This window comes from Egbenema bharatensis FJBBOT/2019 (assembly GCF_048077055.1).
Taxonomy (GTDB): Bacteria; Cyanobacteriota; Cyanobacteriia; order Elainellales; family Elainellaceae; genus Egbenema; species Egbenema bharatensis.
In genome coordinates, this window is sequence record NZ_CP182236.1 from 5,360,872 (window position 1) to 5,379,154 (window position 18,283).

General features: G+C 51.2%; 16 protein-coding genes. 9 read left to right on the forward strand and 7 right to left on the reverse strand.

The features are described 5' to 3' along the window. Positions 1-7: 7 nt before the first annotated feature. Positions 8-193, reverse strand: a complete 186-nt coding sequence (locus tag ACM1PF_RS24890) for a hypothetical protein (RefSeq protein ID WP_416668226.1) — start codon at positions 191-193, stop codon at positions 8-10. Positions 194-224: 31 nt separating this feature from the next. Further along, positions 225-1,307, reverse strand: a complete 1,083-nt coding sequence (locus tag ACM1PF_RS24895; protein ID WP_416668229.1) for a PIN/TRAM domain-containing protein — start codon at positions 1,305-1,307, stop codon at positions 225-227. Positions 1,308-1,723: 416 nt separating this feature from the next. Here ACM1PF_RS24895 and hemW point away from each other — a divergent pair, with 416 nt between their 5' ends. Continuing rightward, positions 1,724-2,986, forward strand: a complete 1,263-nt coding sequence (gene hemW, locus ACM1PF_RS24900) for a radical SAM family heme chaperone HemW (protein WP_416668232.1) — start codon at positions 1,724-1,726, stop codon at positions 2,984-2,986. A gap of 151 nt (positions 2,987-3,137) precedes the next feature. Here the strand turns inward: hemW and cutA are convergent, their stop codons facing one another. The 4 genes from cutA to ndhL form a co-directional block, all read right to left on the reverse strand. Further along, positions 3,138-3,464, reverse strand: coding sequence for a divalent-cation tolerance protein CutA (cutA, locus tag ACM1PF_RS24905; RefSeq protein WP_416668235.1), 327 nt, complete (start codon positions 3,462-3,464; stop codon positions 3,138-3,140). A gap of 154 nt (positions 3,465-3,618) precedes the next feature. After that, on the reverse strand, positions 3,619-4,431 hold the full coding sequence (gene trpA / locus ACM1PF_RS24910) for a tryptophan synthase subunit alpha (protein WP_416668236.1): 813 nt from the start codon (positions 4,429-4,431) through the stop codon (positions 3,619-3,621). A gap of 37 nt (positions 4,432-4,468) precedes the next feature. Next, the gene (locus tag ACM1PF_RS24915; RefSeq protein ID WP_416668239.1) at positions 4,469-4,795 is read right to left on the reverse strand and encodes a DUF3007 family protein; all 327 of its coding nucleotides are present in this window, start codon (positions 4,793-4,795) and stop codon (positions 4,469-4,471) included. 30 nt (positions 4,796-4,825) lie between these two features. Continuing rightward, complete coding sequence (gene ndhL, locus ACM1PF_RS24920) at positions 4,826-5,056, reverse strand: NAD(P)H-quinone oxidoreductase subunit L (protein ID WP_416668241.1); 231 nt, start codon at positions 5,054-5,056, stop codon at positions 4,826-4,828. Positions 5,057-5,785: 729 nt separating this feature from the next. Here ndhL and psaA point away from each other — a divergent pair. From psaA to ACM1PF_RS24950, 6 genes are all read left to right on the forward strand, one after another. Next, positions 5,786-8,053, forward strand: coding sequence for a photosystem I core protein PsaA (gene psaA / locus ACM1PF_RS24925; RefSeq protein WP_416668244.1), 2,268 nt, complete (start codon positions 5,786-5,788; stop codon positions 8,051-8,053). Between the two features lie 211 nt (positions 8,054-8,264). Then, positions 8,265-10,493 carry a photosystem I core protein PsaB gene (gene psaB / locus ACM1PF_RS24930; RefSeq protein WP_416668246.1) on the forward strand — a complete coding sequence of 743 codons (2,229 nt, stop codon included), beginning with the start codon at positions 8,265-8,267 and terminating at the stop codon, positions 10,491-10,493. A gap of 142 nt (positions 10,494-10,635) precedes the next feature. Next, positions 10,636-10,911 (forward strand): hypothetical protein, encoded by a 276-nt coding sequence (locus ACM1PF_RS24935; protein ID WP_416668249.1) that lies wholly within the window; start codon positions 10,636-10,638, stop codon positions 10,909-10,911. Further along, positions 10,908-11,282 carry a clan AA aspartic protease gene (locus tag ACM1PF_RS24940; RefSeq protein WP_416668252.1) on the forward strand — a complete coding sequence of 125 codons (375 nt, stop codon included), beginning with the start codon at positions 10,908-10,910 and terminating at the stop codon, positions 11,280-11,282. The genes ACM1PF_RS24935 and ACM1PF_RS24940 overlap by 4 nt, the downstream gene beginning before the upstream one ends. Positions 11,283-11,339: 57 nt before the next feature. Next, on the forward strand, positions 11,340-13,247 hold the full coding sequence (locus ACM1PF_RS24945; RefSeq protein ID WP_416668253.1) for an ABC-ATPase domain-containing protein: 1,908 nt from the start codon (positions 11,340-11,342) through the stop codon (positions 13,245-13,247). Between the two features lie 164 nt (positions 13,248-13,411). After that, on the forward strand, positions 13,412-15,562 hold the full coding sequence (locus tag ACM1PF_RS24950; RefSeq protein ID WP_416668256.1) for an NACHT domain-containing protein: 2,151 nt from the start codon (positions 13,412-13,414) through the stop codon (positions 15,560-15,562). A gap of 116 nt (positions 15,563-15,678) precedes the next feature. Here the strand turns inward: ACM1PF_RS24950 and bchI are convergent, their stop codons facing one another. Continuing rightward, a complete protein-coding gene (gene bchI / locus ACM1PF_RS24955; protein WP_416668259.1) occupies positions 15,679-16,806 on the reverse strand; it encodes a magnesium chelatase ATPase subunit I in 1,128 nt (375 codons plus the stop codon). Between the two features lie 129 nt (positions 16,807-16,935). Here bchI and ACM1PF_RS24960 point away from each other — a divergent pair, with 129 nt between their 5' ends. Next, on the forward strand, positions 16,936-17,304 hold the full coding sequence (locus tag ACM1PF_RS24960) for a YccF domain-containing protein (protein WP_416668262.1): 369 nt from the start codon (positions 16,936-16,938) through the stop codon (positions 17,302-17,304). A 120-nt stretch (positions 17,305-17,424) separates the two neighbouring features. Next, the gene (locus tag ACM1PF_RS24965) at positions 17,425-18,210 is read left to right on the forward strand and encodes a superoxide dismutase (RefSeq protein WP_416668264.1); all 786 of its coding nucleotides are present in this window, start codon (positions 17,425-17,427) and stop codon (positions 18,208-18,210) included. Positions 18,211-18,283: the final 73 nt, after the last annotated feature.

An 18,283-nucleotide genomic window follows, 5' to 3' on the forward strand; every position in this document is an offset into this window, starting at 1 on the left:
ATGCTCCTTATCGCCGCTTTCGAGCCTTCCAGGTGCCGCCGTAAACATAGTCAGGATTATTCTCACGAAGCTTCAACAGACAAGCCTCACAGACAAACCGCCATTGCCCCGATCCATCCGACTGAATCCGGTACAGCACGGGAAAGGACTGAGTACAGCGATCGCACTGTTTAACGCGCTGTTTCACCCGCATCGATCGGAGCCAAACCTCAACCTGTCACCCCTCACCCGGTCACCATCGAAGCCCCCGGACGGGCAAAAATCATCCGTCCCGCTGAAGTTTGCAGTGCGCCTGTCACGACCACAGAGAGTTCATCCCCAATGTAGCTGCCGCCATCTTCCACAACGACCATCGTGCCATCTTCTAAATAACCAACTCCCTGGGCAGGTTCCTTGCCCTGCTTGAGAATTTTCAGATCCAGCAAATCTCCAGGCAGATAGGCCGGACGCATCGCCTGGGCCAGATCATTAATGTTCAGCACATTCACCCGTTGCAGGCTGGCTACTTTGTTCAGGTTATAGTCATTGGTTAAGAGAGTGGCATTGATTTCCTGAGCCAGGCGAACCAGCTTGGCATCCACTGTGGCAATGTCGTCATAGTCTGCCGAGTGAATCACGATTCGTTCGGGATAGGCTTCCTGAAGCAGTTTCAGGATATCCAAACCGCGCCGACCTCGGGTGCGCTTTTGCTCATTAGAGGCATCGGCCACGGTCTGTAGCTCTTGCAGGACGAATTGAGGGATCAAAATTTGTCCCTCCAGAAACCCCGTACCCAGCAGGTCTTCAATGCGGCCATCAATAATGCAGCTAGTATCCAAAACTTTGGACGCAGCAGGCTTCAACGTGCCCTCCGCCACCAGCATACTTTCCACACTATTTGGGTTGATTAATCGCAGTAGGGTTCGACCGTGGATATCAGCTAGATTGACCCCCGAAAAGGCAAACATAACGCTGCCCAAAATCGCTGCCAGGGGCTTGATAAAGGCAAATTCTCGGGGAATTGGCAAGAGGAAAATCGGTGCCAGCAACAGGTTTGCCACCAGCAACCCCAGTACTAGACCGACCGATCGACTGAGGAGGACATCGACGGGCATCTCTCGAACTTGACGCTCGACGCGACGATAGCCGGTTTGAGCCACTAACCCGAACGCCAGGCCGATCAAGGCTCCAAAACCGCCCGTTACAAAACTTAGCCCCTCCAGGCTGGAAACCTGCGCCAAAGTGTCACTTGGCAACAGATCCACGCCATAGAAGCCAATCCCTGCCCCTGCCAGGATGAATGATAGGATGATAATTGCATCAAGCATGATAACTATCTATGATTGAGTGAGGGTGCAGATTGAGTTGCACAAGTCCAGGTGCCAGGCGAGTTTTCTGGACAGATTTCTCTGAGGAAAGATAGGATAGAATCCCGATCGCCCAGAGTGCCCATCAATCGCCCAAATTTGCCCAGGATTGCCCAGAGCAACACCCGATGAGCGAATGCTCTGTGAGCAATTTCCCGCTTGTGAGTCACCATTAACGCTTAACTCTTATCTTAAGAATCAACGGTTGTGTTGGCTGGGCGGGAAGATGAGAATAAACTTAACACACAGGCTTGCACAGCCTCATTATATCGCCCGATCCAGGAAGGGTTTTGTCGTTGTTGAGCGATCAGTTTAGTTCGGTTTTTAACCATCGGAAAAACGATGAGTTTACGTTTAGCGGATCTGGGGTTGGCGAAATGGAGGCCAATCAGCCGGGGGATGCGTTGAGCTTCGATCGCCCTACTGCGGCCTATATTCATATTCCCTTTTGCCGTCGTCGCTGCTTCTACTGTGACTTTCCGATTTCGGTTGTGGGAGATAAACCGCCCCGATCTCGTCAGGTTGGTCAATCTGACACAGGTTTTGGCACGATCGCAGAATACGTCGATCTCCTCTGTCAGGAAATCCATACCACGCCCGTTTTGAGTCGATCGCTGGCGACAGTATTTTTGGGAGGCGGAACCCCTTCGTTACTGACCGTTTCCCAACTAGAGCAAATTCTGGAAACAGTTGATCAACGGTTTGGGATTGATGCAAGCGCAGAACTTTCGATGGAGATTGATCCTGATACAGTGGATCTCGATCGACTTCGGGGCTACCGGGCGGCTGGAATCAATCGCCTGAGCCTGGGAGTCCAGGCTTTTCAGCCCGAACTTCTGATTGCCTGCGGTCGTACCCATACCCCTGCGGATATCTATGCTGCGGTTGAAGCCATTCATCGAGTGGGAGTGACCAATTTCAGCCTGGACTTAATCTCCGGGCTGCCGCACCTGACCCTGGATCACTGGCAGGACTCTTTATCACAGGCGATCGACCTGAATCCAACCCATCTCTCGGTGTATGACCTGACGGTGGAACCGGGTACTGCCTTCGATCGCTGGTATACCCCTGGTGCAGATCCGCTCCCCAGTGATGAAGCCACGGCGCAGATGTACCGGATCGCCCAGAAAACCTTGACCCAGGCAGGGTATCACCATTACGAAATTTCCAACTATGCGCGATCGGGGTATGCCTGTCAGCATAATTGCATCTATTGGGAGAACCGATCGTATTACGGATTTGGGATGGCTGCTGCCAGCTACACCAACGGACAGCGATTCACCCGTCCCCGCAAACGCCGAGAATACTATCAGTGGATCCAAACTTTAGTCAAGCAAAATGGCACGATCGACTGTCCGATCGTCTCCCAGAATGAGCGGCTACTCGATACCCTGATGTTAGGACTACGGCTGGCAGCGGGATTGTCCGTTCCTGGATTAATCGCACAATTTGGCGAAGCGATCGTCTCTCAGGTTCTCGACTGCTTGCAGCCCTATCAGCGACAGGGTTGGGTGGTTCTGGAGGGTGAGCAATCACAACGCCTGCATCTGACTGACCCGGAAGGCTTTCTGTTTTCTAACGTCGTACTAACTTCCCTGTTCGAGCGGTTTGCTGCCCAGGATGCGGAACTGCTGGCGTAGCTGGCGTAGCTGGCGAAACTGGCGTAATTGCGATCATTCTGCCTGGTTGACTGGGCGGGCATCTTTCCCACCCCATAAGAATTTCAGACTATTCGATTTACATTCCTTTTACATTCCTTTTACATTCCTTCGGATTGATCAAGTTAATTGTTCATCCCCTCACCTGTTCCGTGATCCAATCCAGATAGGGCTGAGAACCATTCACCAGGGGCAGGGCGATCACCTCCGGGACTTCGTAGGAATGGATCGATCGCACCTTTGTCTCCAGGTCTGAAAATCGGCTCAGGTCGGTTTTAATCACCAACTGCCACTCTTGATCCCGATGCACCTCTCCCTGCCAGGTATAGACCGATCGAATCGGCATCAGGCTCACACAAGCAGCCAGCTTCTCCTGTACGAGGGTTTCCGCTATCGACTCTGCCTCAGCCTGGGAAGCAGCCGTGACCAGAACAATCCCATACTGGGGCGAATTTGTCATGGGTTCTAGATCCTGAGGAATGCGAATTAAATAAACTGAAATTCTTGTGGGGTGGGCAGCGTTTCGACTGGGCTCAAGCCGAGGTCTTGCCCGCCCAGTCAACAAAGTAAAACGCTTTACAGGTTATTTAATCCATGATCCTCAGCTCCTGCTCCTACTCAGAAATGGCAGCCTTCAAACTGCGGCAAAAGGTTTCGATCGCCTGTAGTCCCTGGTCTGGGGAACCATCCGCCAGCCGCTTCACAAAGGCACTCCCAACAATGACTGCATCTGCCCCCCATTCCATCACCTGCTTGGCCTGACTGGCTTGGGAAATGCCGAACCCAACCCCGATCGGCTTATCGGTAATTCCGTGCAGATCGGTCAACAGGGTTTGAACGCGGGACTCAATGGCAGTGCGCATCCCCGTCACTCCAGTGACGCTGACCAGATAGATAAATCCTTGAGAATGTTCAGCAATTGCCGCGATCCGTTCCTTGGGAGTTGTGGGAGCAACTAAGAGAATGACTTCCACGCCCACAGCCTTTGCCGCTTCCAGAACGGCACCCACTTCTTCGAGGGGCAAATCAGGTACCACTAATCCCTTTGCGCCTGCCTCAGCAATTTGCTGAAAGAAGGTTTTAATGCCTCGATTCAAAATGGGGTTGTAGTAAGTAAACAAAATTACCGGAGCCTTCAGAGCAGGGCTGATTGTCTTCAGCATCTCCAGCACTTGCTCTAGCCGAATGCCCTTCTGTAAAGCTCGCGTTGCAGCAGCCTGAATCACCGGGCCATCCGCAAGGGGATCAGAATAGGGAACGCCCAATTCAATTAAATCCGCCCCATTGCGATCGAGAATCTGTAATGCCTTTGCCGTGGTTTCCAGATCCGGATCACCTGCCGTAATAAAAGGCACTAAAGCACATTGCCCCCGATCGCGCAGGGCATCCATACAACCAGAAACAGAAACCTCAGAAACAGAAACCATATCGCTACTCTCTCTCAACCCCTTACCTCTATTCCCTCTATTCCCCTTCCTTCTGCCTCGATCGCGCCTTCTCCTCTTCCACTTCCCGTTGCAGGGCTTCGAGTTCTTCTGGGGACATTTCTTCCAGGCGTTTTTTTATGTAGGCTTCTTCGTAGTCTTCGAGTTGGCGGTTGTAGGTCATATTTTTAGACAGGACGCGCGTCAGGTAGGTAACCACCCAACCCACCAGTCCTCCCAGGAAAATCACCTGACTCCACAACCCAGCACTGAGACTGTCCATGCCAGCCAGCTTCAGGATGAGATAGATCACCCCTCCGGCTGCAAACACTCCCAGTCCAATTCCAATGACATCAATCCGCCGCATGTGTTTACCTAAAGAATTTGCACCCAGCCGCTAGTCAACCTGGCGCGGCTGCGGCCGGAAATTAAGAAACGGACTGAGCAGCAGGAGACCGGGGAAAAGGAAAAATACCATGAAGTACATGATCACCCGCTCTAACGATTGGGCTGTATACCAGCGTTCTTTCAGGTAGAGAAAGGTCAAGGCGGGAAGAACCACCAGATAGGCTCCACCTAAGACGACGTACACCAAGACTGGAAGTAAAGGAATTGATGCTATGTCCACAGCTATATCCATATATGTTGTCAGCGTTCGCTCAATCCATCAGCACGGCGATTTGCCTGATCTATCTTACCGTTTGATGGGGAAAGGAGATCCAGCAGACCCTCCCGCAACAACTGCACCGCAGAAAATCGCTAATTTCAACAAATAATTCAAAGTATTTACATTCCTAAATGTTACTTGCATAAATGTTTATCTAGTGCTCAGAAAGTATTTATCGTTTCCTATGTAATCAATAAGAAATCGTTGACAGAACCGGAAAGCAAAATTGAACATTAAGGGTTCGTTACATTCCGGCAAAGCCAGGCGATGACTCAATCCCTGGAATTTATCTATGGAAAACATTAAATGTTTCGATTTATGAATAATATTCAACAGAAAGCCTGTTTTTTGCTGATAGCTTGTCTAGAATCCTGATGGATCAAGGATTTGGTAATTTGAAATATTGTTAACCTGCTTAATGAGCGTCGAAATACAGTTTTATAATGCTCGTCAGTACCTCCCAAGCTGTGAACGCCTTTTGGCGGTGCTGCGGATTAGAAATAGTCTAAAGCGAACACTTCAGGTACGTCCCTTGGTAGAGCAGGTCAGAGTCTAGATCCTTTTTTAGACGCTCCCATCTGGTCTCATATACCTCATCATGCTGATTACCAGTTCTTCTGGTGACTTCAACAAGGGAATTACTGCTTGGGCAGGCATTCGTTCCTTGTCTAGAGAGAGGAGAGTTCTCGAATGACAACTACCCCACGGGAGCGAGAGCAGAAGGTCAAAGTCGTGGTCGATAAAGACCCAGTGGCTACTTCCTTTGAGAAGTGGTCTAAACCCGGTCACTTCGATCGCACCCTTGCGAAGGGCCCTAAGACAACGACTTGGATTTGGAACCTTCACGCCGACGCTCACGATTTTGATAGCCATACCAGTGACCTAGAAGATATATCTCGTAAGATCTTCAGCGCCCACTTTGGTCACCTTGCCGTTGTGTTTATCTGGCTCAGCGGTATGTACTTCCACGGCGCGAAGTTCTCCAATTATTCAGCATGGCTGGCTGACCCCCTGAACATCAAACCTAGTGCACAGGTGGTTTGGCCGATCGTTGGTCAAGAAATTTTGAATGCAGATGTTGGTGGCGGATTCCAGGGAATTCAAATTACCTCTGGATTCTTCCAACTGTGGCGTGCGTCCGGTATCACTAACGAGTTTCAGCTTTACTGCACCGCGATCGGCGGTTTGGTGATGGCTGGCTTGATGCTGTTCGCGGGCTGGTTCCACTACCACAAGAGTGCTCCGAAGCTGGAGTGGTTCCAGAACGCAGAGTCCATGATGAACCACCACCTGGCAGGTCTGCTGGGCTTGGGCTGTTTATCCTGGGCTGGGCATCAGATCCACGTATCGCTGCCGATTAATAAACTCCTGGATGCTGGGGTTCCGGTTCGGGACATTCCTTTGCCCCATGAGTTCATCCTCAATCCTGGCTTAATGAAGGATCTCTATCCCAGTGTGGACTGGGGTATCCCTAGCGGGGTGATTCCTTTCTTCACCCTCAACTGGGGAGCCTATGCAGACTTCCTCACCTTCAAGGGTGGTTTGAACCCGGTAACAGGCGGTCTCTGGCTGTCTGATACAGCTCACCATCACCTGGCTCTGGCAGTGCTCTTCATCGTGGCAGGTCATATGTACCGCACGAACTGGGGCATTGGTCACAGCATGAAGCAAATCCTGGAGGCTCACAAAGGGCCGTTCACGGGTGAAGGACATAAAGGTCTGTATGAAATCCTGACCACCTCCTGGCATGCTCAGTTGGCAGTGAACCTGGCAGTATTGGGTTCTCTGACCATCCTGGTGGCTCACCATATGTACTCCATGCCGCCCTATCCGTACATTGCGACGGACTATCCCACTCAGCTATCCATCTTCACGCACCATATGTGGATTGGTGGCTTCCTGATTGTGGGTGCTGGGGCACACGCGGCGATCTTCATGGTGCGGGACTACGATCCAGCCAAGAATGTCAATAACTTGCTCGATCGCGTCATCCGTCACCGGGATGCCATCATCTCTCACTTGAACTGGGTTTGTATTTTCCTGGGCTTCCACAGCTTTGGTCTATACATTCACAACGACACAATGCGGGCGTTGGGTCGTCCTCAGGACATGTTCTCTGACACCGCCATTCAACTTCAGCCTGTGTTTGCTCAGTGGGTGCAAAACCTGCACCTGATGGCTCCAGGCAACACTGCACCCAACGCTTTGGCTCCTGTGAGCTATGCCTTTGGCGGCGATGTGGTAGCAGTGGGCGGTAAGGTTGCCATGATGCCGATCGCCCTCGGTACGGCAGACTTCATGGTGCACCATATCCACGCCTTCACGATTCACGTTACGGTTCTGATCCTGCTCAAGGGTGTGCTGTTTGCCCGTAGCTCTCGTCTGATTCCAGACAAGATGAACCTGGGCTTCCGCTTCCCTTGCGATGGTCCCGGTCGGGGTGGTACTTGCCAGGTTTCTGGTTGGGATCACGTCTTCCTGGGTCTGTTCTGGATGTACAACTCCTTATCGATTGTGATTTTCCACTTCAGTTGGAAGATGCAGTCGGATGTGTGGGGCACAGTTTCACCAGACGGGACGGTCTCTCACATTACGGGTGGTAACTTTGCCCAGAGTGCCATCACCATCAACGGTTGGCTCCGCGACTTCCTGTGGGCACAAGCGGCTCAGGTGATTGGTTCCTACGGTTCAGCTCTGTCTGCCTATGGCTTGCTGTTCCTGGGTGCTCACTTTGTCTGGGCGTTCAGCCTGATGTTCCTGTTCAGTGGTCGTGGCTACTGGCAAGAACTGATTGAGTCGATCGTTTGGGCTCACAACAAGCTCAACGTTGCCCCTGCGATTCAGCCTCGCGCTCTGAGCATTATTCAGGGTCGTGCTGTTGGGGTGGCTCATTATCTGCTGGGTGGAATCGTCACCACTTGGGCATTCTTCCTGGCACGGATCATTTCGGTAGGCTAGTGCTCGCTGACGGTTAGGTTTCTCTCTAGACTGGGCTATCCAAGCGTAGTAAACCTATGCTTGACCCACGGACAAGGGGCTAAGTTATCGGTGGCATTGAATTCTTCAATAATATTGGATGGCTTCAGTCCCCCGTCCCTTCCCGTAGTTCAGTAAACTAGAGGCGCATAGCTAAACAGCGATCGCTAATTGAGTTCATCAATTAGGACTTATGGCAACAAAATTCCCAAAATTTAGCCAAGACCTGGCCCAAGACCCGACCACCCGTCGGATCTGGTATGGGATTGCCACTGCCCATGATTTCGAGAGCCACGATGGCATGACGGAAGAAAATCTTTACCAAAAGATTTTCGCGTCCCACTTTGGTCATCTGGCAATCATCTTCCTCTGGACTTCTGGTAATCTCTTCCATGTCGCTTGGCAAGGAAACTTCGAACAGTGGGTGAAAGATCCCCTGAACGTCCGTCCCATCGCCCATGCGATCTGGGATCCTCACTTCGGTCAAGCTGCGGTGGATGCCTTCACTCGTGCAGGTGCTTCCAACCCGGTTAACATCACTTACTCCGGTATCTATCACTGGTGGTATACCCAGGGGATGCGGACCAATGGTGACCTCTACTCTGGTTCCATCTTCCTGCTCTTCCTGGCGGCGATCTTCCTGTTCGCAGGTTGGCTCCACCTCCAGCCCAAGTTCCGTCCTTCTCTGTCCTGGTTTAAGAATGCAGAGTCTCGCTTGAACCACCACCTGGCGGGTCTGTTCGGCGTTAGCTCTCTGGCTTGGGCGGGTCACTTGATTCACGTGGCTATCCCTGAATCTCGTGGTCAGCATGTGGGTTGGGACAATTTCCTCTCTACCCCACCACACCCCGCAGGTTTGCTGCCCTTCTTTACGGGTAACTGGGGTGTGTACGCGGAAAATCCGGATACGGCTGCCCATGTCTTTGGGACTTCCCAAGGGGCTGGAACCGCAATCCTGACTTTCCTGGGTGGTTTCCATCCTCAGACAGAATCCCTCTGGCTGACGGACATGGCGCACCACCACCTGGCGATCGCAGTGATCTTCATCATTGCCGGTCACATGTATCGCACCAACTTTGGAATCGGTCACAGCATCAAAGAAATGCTGGATTCCAAGAAGGGTCTCCTCAGTCCCAAGAGTGAAGGTCAGTTCAACCTGCCTCACCAAGGGCTGTACGACACCATGAACAATTCGCTGCACTTCCAGTTGGCGTTTGCTCTGGCTGCCCTGGGTGTGATCACTTCCCTGGTGGCGCAGCATATGTACTCGTTGCCTCCCTATGCCTTCATGGCGCGGGATTATACGACTCAGGCTGCCCTCTATACTCATCACCAGTACATTGCTGGCTTCATCATGGTGGGTGCCTTTGCTCACGGCGCGATCTTCCTCGTCCGTGACTATGATCCGGTTCAGAATAAGGGCAATGTGCTCGATCGCGTTTTGAACCATAAGGAAGCGATCATCTCTCACCTGAGCTGGGTGTCCCTCTTCCTGGGCTTCCACACTCTGGGAATCTACGTCCACAACGACGTAATGCAAGCCTTCGGCACTCCTGAAAAGCAAATCTTGATTGAACCGGTGTTTGCCCAGTTCATCCAGGCTTCTCACGGTAAGGTGCTGTACGGTTTTGATACCCTGCTGTCGAACCCTGACAGTATTGCCTCCACCGCTTGGCCAAATCACGGTAACGTGTGGCTGGGTGGCTGGCTGGATGCCATCAACAGCGGCAGTAACTCTCTGTTCCTGACGATTGGCCCTGGTGACTTCTTAATCCACCATGCGATCGCTCTGGGACTGCACACCACCACTCTGATCTTGGTCAAGGGTGCGTTGGATGCTCGCGGTTCCAAGCTGATGCCCGACAAGAAAGACTTCGGTTATGCCTTCCCTTGTGATGGACCAGGTCGTGGCGGTACTTGCGATATTTCCGGTTGGGATTCCTTCTACCTCGCCATGTTCTGGATGCTGAATACGATCGGTTGGGTTACGTTCTACTGGCACTGGAAGCACCTTGGGGTGTGGAGCGGCAACGTTGCTCAGTTCAATGAAGCATCTCCAACGATCATGGGCTGGCTACGGGATTACCTCTGGCTGAACTCGGCTCAGTTAATCAACGGGTACAACCCCTATGGCATGAACAATCTGGCGGTCTGGGCTTGGATGTTCCTCTTCGGACACCTGGTTTGGGCGACGGGCTTCATGTTCCTGATTAGCTGGCGCGGTTACTGGCAAGAGCTAATTGAAACGCTGGTTTGGGCCCATGAGCGCACTCCTCTGGCGAACCTGGTTCGTTGGAAGGACAAGCCGGTAGCAATGTCGATTGTTCAAGGTCGTTTGGTGGGTCTGGCTCACTTTACGGTTGGCTATATCCTGACCTACGCTGCCTTCTTGATTGCCTCGACTGCGAGTCGGTACGGTTAACGGCGATCGAGTGTAAATAGGTAAATTAATCCCCTGCCTTCGGGTGGGGGATTTTTGTTTTGTGGAGCTAGCTCAGGAGACTATGTTTGATTGGGTTCGGAAAAATCACTAAGATGAAAGGATAAGTGGGAGGGACAAACCAATGTCTGTTCGGCATCCTCGATATGAAAAAGAAGAATTTGCTCGACGTGGTGACAGACTCTATGAATCTCAAGTGCGTTCCAAAGTTGAAGCAGACCACTACGGCAGAATAGTAGCGATCGACATTGAAACCGGAGCTTTTGAGGTTGCGGATGATATCCTCTCTGCTACAGGCAAACTGTTTAAGCGGTTACCCGATGCACAACCCTGGATTGTTCGTATTGGACATCGAGCCGTACACCGTTTCGGAGCGCGGAGCCTCAGAGAATCCGTATGATGCTGGGGGTGGTCAATGCAAATTGTGAGGCGACGATTCGGCTTGTAATTGGCAACGCAAATGCCCAGAGGCAAGTCATTGATGCAGTTATTGACACTGGTTTTACAGGCTTTTTGAGCTTGCCAAGTCATCTTATTTCTGCCTTGACTTTACCCTGGATCGGAATTGATAGGGGGACTTTGGGAGATGGCAGTGAAGCGACGTTCAACGTCTATGAAGCGAACATCATTTGGGATGGGCAGAGCCAAAACATTCCCATCAATGCAGCCGAAACCGATCCTTTAGTTGGAATGAGTTTACTCTACGGTTATAATCTGCAAATTCAAGCGATCGAAGGTGGCATGGTAAAGATTGAGGTTTTAAGTCCATGAATTAGTGCCCTGATTCTGTACAGCTTTTTGTTGAGCCAGTTTTTTTGAACTTGTACCATGTCTACTTCCCGCAGCCTTTACGACCTTTTGCTTGATCTGGATCAGAGAAGTTATAAGGCATACAAAGACATTCAGGGGAGCTATCAGTTTCCTGATTTTTTGCTGATCATTGACCATGTGCAGGGTGATCCCTTTGCAGCGCCGAGTCGATTGCGGGTGCAGGTGCCCCAAAGTAAAGCAGGCTTTCCCCAGGAGCTTTATGCCACACCCAGCCGAGAAATTGCCCTGCGGGATTACTTGAATCGCCAGTTCGATCGCAGTGCCAACAACCTATCGGGAAAGCGGGGGAGCGGGAAGAGTGGTTTGATTGCCATTGCCCGACCCAAACAGCAGGTGTTAGAACGCACTGCGATTTTAATTGACGATCGCACGGTCGAAGCTCGCTTTGCCGTGGGGCTTCCGGCACGGGGACGATCGATTTTGGGGCGGCAGGCGGCTGAGTTGCTGTGTGAGGATTTGCCGGAAATTGTGGATCGATCGCTTAAGTTTGCCGCACTCAACGCCAAAGCAATTCAACAGCAGATTGAAACCGTGGAAGATGCGGATTGGTTGAGGGCACAGTTAGCCGATCGCGGATTGGTCGCCTTCATTCCCGATGGCGCGATTTTGCCTCGCCGGAGCGGAGTAGACGATCGACCTTTGGCTTCGGCTTCTGCTCAGTCCGCAAAACCTCAGCCCACTGCCAAACCTGCCTCGCCCTTTGCCAGAGCCACGCCCGCCAAAGCACTGCAAAAACCGCCTCAGGTAGCTACCCCGGATGAGGAAACCCCTGTTCCCTTTGAGTCGCCGGACTCTCTGCGCGTAGAATTCGATCGCCCGAATCAGGGCAAGATTACGGGGATGGGCATTCCCAGGGGAGTGACATTAATTGTGGGTGGTGGCTATCACGGGAAGTCTACTTTGCTGAAGGCGATCGCGTTGGGGGTGTACAACCACATTCCGGGGGATGGACGCGAGCAAATTGTTACCGATCCGGGAGCTGTAAAAATTCGGGCGGAAGACGGGCGCAGCATTGTGGGCGTAAACATTTCACCTTTTATTAATCGCTTGCCCCAGGGACGATCGACGGCTCACTTTTCCAGTGAGAATGCCAGCGGCAGCACCTCCCAGGCGGCAAACATTATGGAAGCTCTGGAGGTGGGGGCAACGGTTTTACTGGTGGATGAAGATACCTCCGCCACGAACTTTATGATCCGCGATCGACGGATGCAGGCGTTGATTGCTAAGGATAAGGAACCCATTACTCCGTTTATCGACAAAATTCGCCAGCTTTACGATGATTGCGGGGTATCGACGATTCTGGTGATGGGCGGTAGTGGGGATTACTTTGATGTGGCCAATACCGTGATTGCCATGACGGATTATGAGCCGTCGGAAGTGACAGAGCGGGCGAAGCAAATTGCCCAGGACTATGCCACCGATCGCGCCCCAGAAGGAGGAGAAGCGTTTGGTCAGATTACCCCCAGAATTCCTGTGCCGAAACGGTTGGATTCACCGAAGGAAAAATGGAGTCGCGGCGATCGGGGCGATCGAGGTCGAGGTCGGGGAGGACGATGGGGAGATGAAGGAGAACCGGAAGAAAAACGGGAATTGCGGGATCCAAAGCTGAAGGTCAGGGATGTGGATGAGCTGGTGTTTGGCACCGAAGAAGTTGATCTGGCGGCTGTCGAACAGGTGGTGGATGTGGGGCAACTACGGGCGATCGGCGCGGCGATGACCTATATTCAACAGCACTATTTGGATGGCAAACAGGCCCTTCCCGATATTGTGGAACGGGTGATGCAGGATATTGCTAAGGGTGAATTGGATATTCTTACCCCTTACCCCCAGGGCGATCTGATGATGTTTCGATCCTTTGAACTGGCTGCGGTGATGAATCGGCTGCGATCGTTGGAGGTCAAGTAGGGGCAAAGCATCTGTGTCAAGATTGTTGTCTTGAGCAGTCCATCTCACCACGACTGCTGCGTGGAAGACACACGCTACGCGAACGTCCCTCCGATTGAATTTATAATCCCAAAGATCCTTTATCTTTAACGTAATGCTTCATCCTATTCAGTTTTTCTATTCCTATGACTGGATTTGAACCTCTAATCGGTTGGGCTACGGGAGCGGCGGTAACAGGTTTAGCCAATTTGGTGACAGGTATTGTCCAGGAAAAAGGTGGAGGACTCCTGGGATGGGGTGGGCGGACGCTGAGTGAGTCCACTCGACAAGCAATTTTCAATGCTTCTCAGCAGTATGTAAAGAATTACAGCGATCGCCATTGCTTACTCAAAGTTTTGGGAATGCGAGAGCCAGTTTCGCTGGAGTCGATTTATACAACAGTACGGCTAGGCAACGAAGACCTGCAACCCTTTGTTTCGATCGCTGATTTGGAGGCAGCTTATCGCAACAGTAGAAAACAACGGTTGCGACGACAGAATTCAGGTGAAAAGCATAAAGGAATTGATGTTGCCAATACTGAACAGTTTTTGATGGTGTTGGGTGCACCGGGAGGGGGTAAATCAACCTTTCTCCGTAAGATAGGCTTGGAGGCATTGAAGGGTAATGAAGGGACATTTAAACATGCTTGTATTCCTGTTTTTATTGAACTGAAGGGACTCACTAGCGATGAGATCAATCTAGAGCAAATCATTGTAACTGAGTTCCAGACGTGCGGATTTCCCAACGCCAAGGGATTCACAGCTAAAGCCTTGCAGCAAGGGAAATTGCTGATCTTGTTAGATGGATTGGACGAAGTTCCTACCGATAACGTTAACCGGGCCGTAAAAGCAATTCAGAATTTTGTCGATCGCTATGCTCGCAACCGATACATTTCCTCTTGTCGTATTGCTGCTTACAAAACAGGGGGATTCCGTCGGTTTCGAGATGTAACGATCGCTGAGTTTGATGATGAGCAAATTCAGCAGTTTATTCAGAATTGGTTTGTTTCCGGACTTGACCGACAAACAAAAACCGCCGATCGCTGTTGGGAAGTATTGCAGCGATCGGAAAATGCAGGGGCAAAGGAGCTTGCCCATACGCCCCTGCTGCTAACCTTTCTCTGTTTGGTGTATGACCGATCGCAGAATTTCCCCAATAACCGCAGCGTTTTGTATCGCAAAGCTCTTCGGATTTTGTTGGAAGAATGGGCAGCCGAGAAACGGTTGGAAAACCAACAGCAGATTTATGAGGGCTTGAGTATTGAGCTAGAAGAAATTTTGCTTTCAGACATTGCCACATACGGGTTTGCCAAAGATCAACTTTTCTTTTCAAAGCGGGAACTGGTTGGACGGATCAGAGCTTTTCTGGAAAGCAATTTAAACGCTCCTAAATCTTTGGATGGAGAAGCTGTTCTAGATGCCGTTGCTCGACAGCAAGGGATTTTGGTGGAACGCGCCGAAGATGCCTATTCCTTCTCGCATCTGACCCTTCAGGAGTATTTGACGGCTCAATATATTGTTGACAATCCGAAGTTCATCAAGCAGATTGTTTTCAGGTATTTGCCCGATGAACGATGGCGAGAAATCTTTTTGCTGATTGCCGGACTGATGACGGGCAACCGAGGGGCCGATGGTCTGCTACTGATAATAGAACAGAAGGCAAAGACGTATATCAATACTCCAAAACTCAATGCTTTGCTGCAATGGGCAGATCGATCGACTACAGGTTCAAAAGGTAACTACAGTTCAGCGGCTAAACGAGCTGTAGCTATTTATCTTACCCTCTTCGACCTTGCCCACATTCGTGCATCTACTCGCGCGCTCGCTTATGCTCTTGGCGTTGATACTAACATCAACCTCGCCCTTGATCTCGTGCGAGCTTTTGACCTTGTCCGTGCTCTTGATCTTGACCGCTCCCTAGCTATTATCATTGATCTCGTTTCTCAAGAAATGAATTTTTTCAACTTAGTTGATGTGGCTGGCTTAACTGTAAATCTAAATACGCTTAGATCCCAAGCCCCAGATGTTTATCAACCACGCAAGGTACGACTAGCCTTTGCCGATCGAATTTCACAACTGTGGTTTGATGCACTTCAACTTAATCCAGAACTTGTAAATCTATCAAGAGATGAAGTCGAGAGTTTATCCAAATACCTTTATGCCAATGAATTGATGGTGAAGTGTAAGGAAGCTGCGGTGCGGGTGACACCTGGAACGTGGGCAAAAATTGAGGCGCGGATGTTGAAGAGTAGAGAGCTGAAAGAAGGGGGAAGCGGGACGGCTTTGCCACCCACCTAGGATCGTGAATTAAACAACTGTGAATGATTCTGTGTGGTTGACTGGGCGGGCAGGATGCCCACCCCACAAGAGTTTCAAGTTGTTTGATTTAGTTTTTATTCAATTTGGCTGTCTGTCTACCGCACTCCGGCGGGTTGACCTGCCCCGTTCTGCATTGCCTCTTCTGGATCCGCCAGTCCGAAGACCTGACTGAAGACCTTTTGGACTTTGTACCCGGAGTCGATCGACTCAAGAGGATCCTTCCGCAGCCGGTGGCGCAGAGCCATCACAATGACGCGACGAATATCATCTACTGTGACTTCATTCCGTCCCTCCAGGGCTGCCAGAGCCTTTGCTGTGCGGTTGGTGACAATATCACCCCGCAGCCCGTCCACATCCAGCTCAGAACACACCTGGGAGATCTTAATCTTCAGATCATGATCGATCGTTACAGAGGGCAGAAGATTTTGGGCTGAAATCAGCTTTTGCTGAAGTTCATCCTGTTGAGTCTTGTAGCTGGTTAAGAAGCTATCGGGGTCTTGATCAAAGGCCGATCGCTGCTCTACGATTTCCACCCGCAACGTTGGATCTTTCACGGTGCGAATTTCGGCATGGAGTCCGAAGCGATCGAGCAATTGCGGACGGAGTTCTCCTTCTTCGGGGTTGCCGGAACCCACCAGGACAAACCGAGCTGGGTGACGAATCGAAATCCCTTCCCGCTCTACCGTGTTCCAGCCAGAGGCCGCTGAGTCCAGCAATACGTCCACCAGATGGTCATCCAGCAGGTTCACCTCATCCACATAGAGGATGCCCCGGTTGGCCTGCGCTAACAGCCCTGGCTCAAAGGCCTTCACCCCTTCAGACAGGGCGCGTTCAATGTCGATCGTGCCGCAGACTCGATCTTCAGTGGCTCCCAGGGGTAAATCAATCATGGCCACTTTTTTGTGGGATGTTTCGACGGCTTCCCCAGATTCCACCCGTTGCTTCACCTCATCGCCCATCAGGCTGAGATCAGTGGGATGGCTATTGAAGGGATCACCCGCGACCACTTCAATTTCAGGTAACACGTCAGCAAGGGCGCGAATGGTCGTGGATTTGCCCGTCCCACGATCGCCCATAATCATGACACCACCGATCTTGGGATCGATCACATTGAGCAACAACGCCAGCTTCATTTCCTCCTGACCGACGATCGCGGTAAAGGGGAAAACGGCACGGCGCGTGGAATGTTTACTAGAGGAGGATGCTATAGCCGTAGAACTCACGGGATTGTAAACTAACGAAACTTAAGGACTGCTACTCATTCTGACATATTGAGAGAACCTAAAGATAAGGAATGCTCCGATTCTATCGGCAAAAGCGAATAAATATTGAGTTGTGTAAAGGAGTTGGCGATGAGTCTACTGGGAAATATTATCTGGCTGATCTTCGGGGGATTTATTAGTGGAGTGGGCTACATCCTGGGCGGATTGGTGCTTTGCCTGACGATCGTGGGGATTCCATTTGGCGTGCAGGCGATCAAAATGGGGTTTGCCACCTTTACTCCCTTTGGGCGGGAGATTGTAACGCTGGAAAATGCCGATAGTCCCCTGCGGATCATCTTCAATATCATCTGGATCGTTTTGTTTGGCTGGGAAATTGCCATCTCTCACCTGCTGCACGGGGTCATCCTGGCAATCACAATTATCGGCATTCCCTTTGCACAACAGCATTTCAAGCTGCTGACGATCGCCCTGCTCCCCTTTGGACGAGACTTGCGCTGATGTCTTTCGCTACCGTGCGCGACTGATTTTTGCTGCGGACTGTACCAAACTTGCTGCGGACTGCTTCCTTCCCAGGGATTTGACATACCCTAAGTAGAGTCATTTCACTGAAGAGAAGTTATGCAATCCCGAACTGGATCCTGGCGACGGCACATCAAGTTGCTGATTTTGGGCAGTGTGTTTACTATTCTGCTGGTTGCCTGTCAAGGAATCACCCAATCTCAAGCCCCTGATGCTTCGCCTGTTTCAGAGGAACAAACTGAAACCGCTGATGAATCCCCTGAAGCGGCTGGAAGACTGGAATTGCCGCCCTTACCCTATGCCTATGATGCGCTGGAACCCTACATTGATGCAGAAACAATGGAACTGCACCACGATCGCCACCATGCCACCTATGTAAATAACTATAATGATGCGGTCGCCGACGCTCCTGAGCTGCGGGATCAGGGTGTAGAGAATCTTTTACGTAATCTTGATGCGATTCCAGAAGATGTTCGCATTACTATTCGCAATAACGGTGGAGGTCACATCAACCATAGTATGTTCTGGCAAATCATGAGTCCAGACGGAGGGGGCGAACCTGAGGGTGAACTGGCAGAGCGAATTAATCAAACCTTCGGGAGCTTTGCAGAATTTCAAGCCGCCTTTGAAGAAGCTGGAACCCGTCAATTTGGCAGCGGTTGGGTCTGGTTGGTTGCCAACAATGGTGATTTACAAATTACCACGACCCTGAATCAAGACAATCCCATCATGACGGGTGCTTTCCCAATTATGGGCAACGATGTTTGGGAACACGCCTATTATCTCAACTACCGCAATCGGCGGGCTGAATATCTAAATGCCTGGTGGAATGTGGTGAACTGGGATGCTGTCGCGCAACGGTACGAACAGTCTCAGCAGGGATAGGAAGGGATCATCCCCACACCTCAACCCCAACTCCTGTAGGGTGGGCACTGCCCACCGTTTTGCACTGCCCACG

Bases quoted from the DNA above. Each gene is read 5' to 3' on its own strand.
- ACM1PF_RS24935 (WP_416668249.1), top strand. From the start codon at position 10,636: ATGTCTGTTCGGCATCCTCGATATGAAAAAGAAGAATTTGCTCGACGT.
- ACM1PF_RS24960 (WP_416668262.1), top strand. From the start codon at position 16,936: ATGAGTCTACTGGGAAATATTATCTGGCTGATCTTCGGGGGATTTATT.
- psaB (WP_416668246.1), top strand. From the start codon at position 8,265: ATGGCAACAAAATTCCCAAAATTTAGCCAAGACCTGGCCCAAGACCCG.
- ACM1PF_RS24945 (WP_416668253.1), top strand. From the start codon at position 11,340: ATGTCTACTTCCCGCAGCCTTTACGACCTTTTGCTTGATCTGGATCAG.
- ACM1PF_RS24965 (WP_416668264.1), top strand. From the start codon at position 17,425: ATGCAATCCCGAACTGGATCCTGGCGACGGCACATCAAGTTGCTGATT.
- ACM1PF_RS24940 (WP_416668252.1), top strand. From the start codon at position 10,908: ATGATGCTGGGGGTGGTCAATGCAAATTGTGAGGCGACGATTCGGCTT.
- trpA (WP_416668236.1), bottom strand. From the start codon at position 4,431: ATGGTTTCTGTTTCTGAGGTTTCTGTTTCTGGTTGTATGGATGCCCTG.
- hemW (WP_416668232.1), top strand. From the start codon at position 1,724: ATGGAGGCCAATCAGCCGGGGGATGCGTTGAGCTTCGATCGCCCTACT.
- cutA (WP_416668235.1), bottom strand. From the start codon at position 3,464: ATGACAAATTCGCCCCAGTATGGGATTGTTCTGGTCACGGCTGCTTCC.
- ACM1PF_RS24890 (WP_416668226.1), bottom strand. From the start codon at position 193: ATGCGGGTGAAACAGCGCGTTAAACAGTGCGATCGCTGTACTCAGTCC.
- psaA (WP_416668244.1), top strand. From the start codon at position 5,786: ATGACAACTACCCCACGGGAGCGAGAGCAGAAGGTCAAAGTCGTGGTC.
- ACM1PF_RS24950 (WP_416668256.1), top strand. From the start codon at position 13,412: ATGACTGGATTTGAACCTCTAATCGGTTGGGCTACGGGAGCGGCGGTA.
- ACM1PF_RS24895 (WP_416668229.1), bottom strand. From the start codon at position 1,307: ATGCTTGATGCAATTATCATCCTATCATTCATCCTGGCAGGGGCAGGG.
- ACM1PF_RS24915 (WP_416668239.1), bottom strand. From the start codon at position 4,795: ATGCGGCGGATTGATGTCATTGGAATTGGACTGGGAGTGTTTGCAGCC.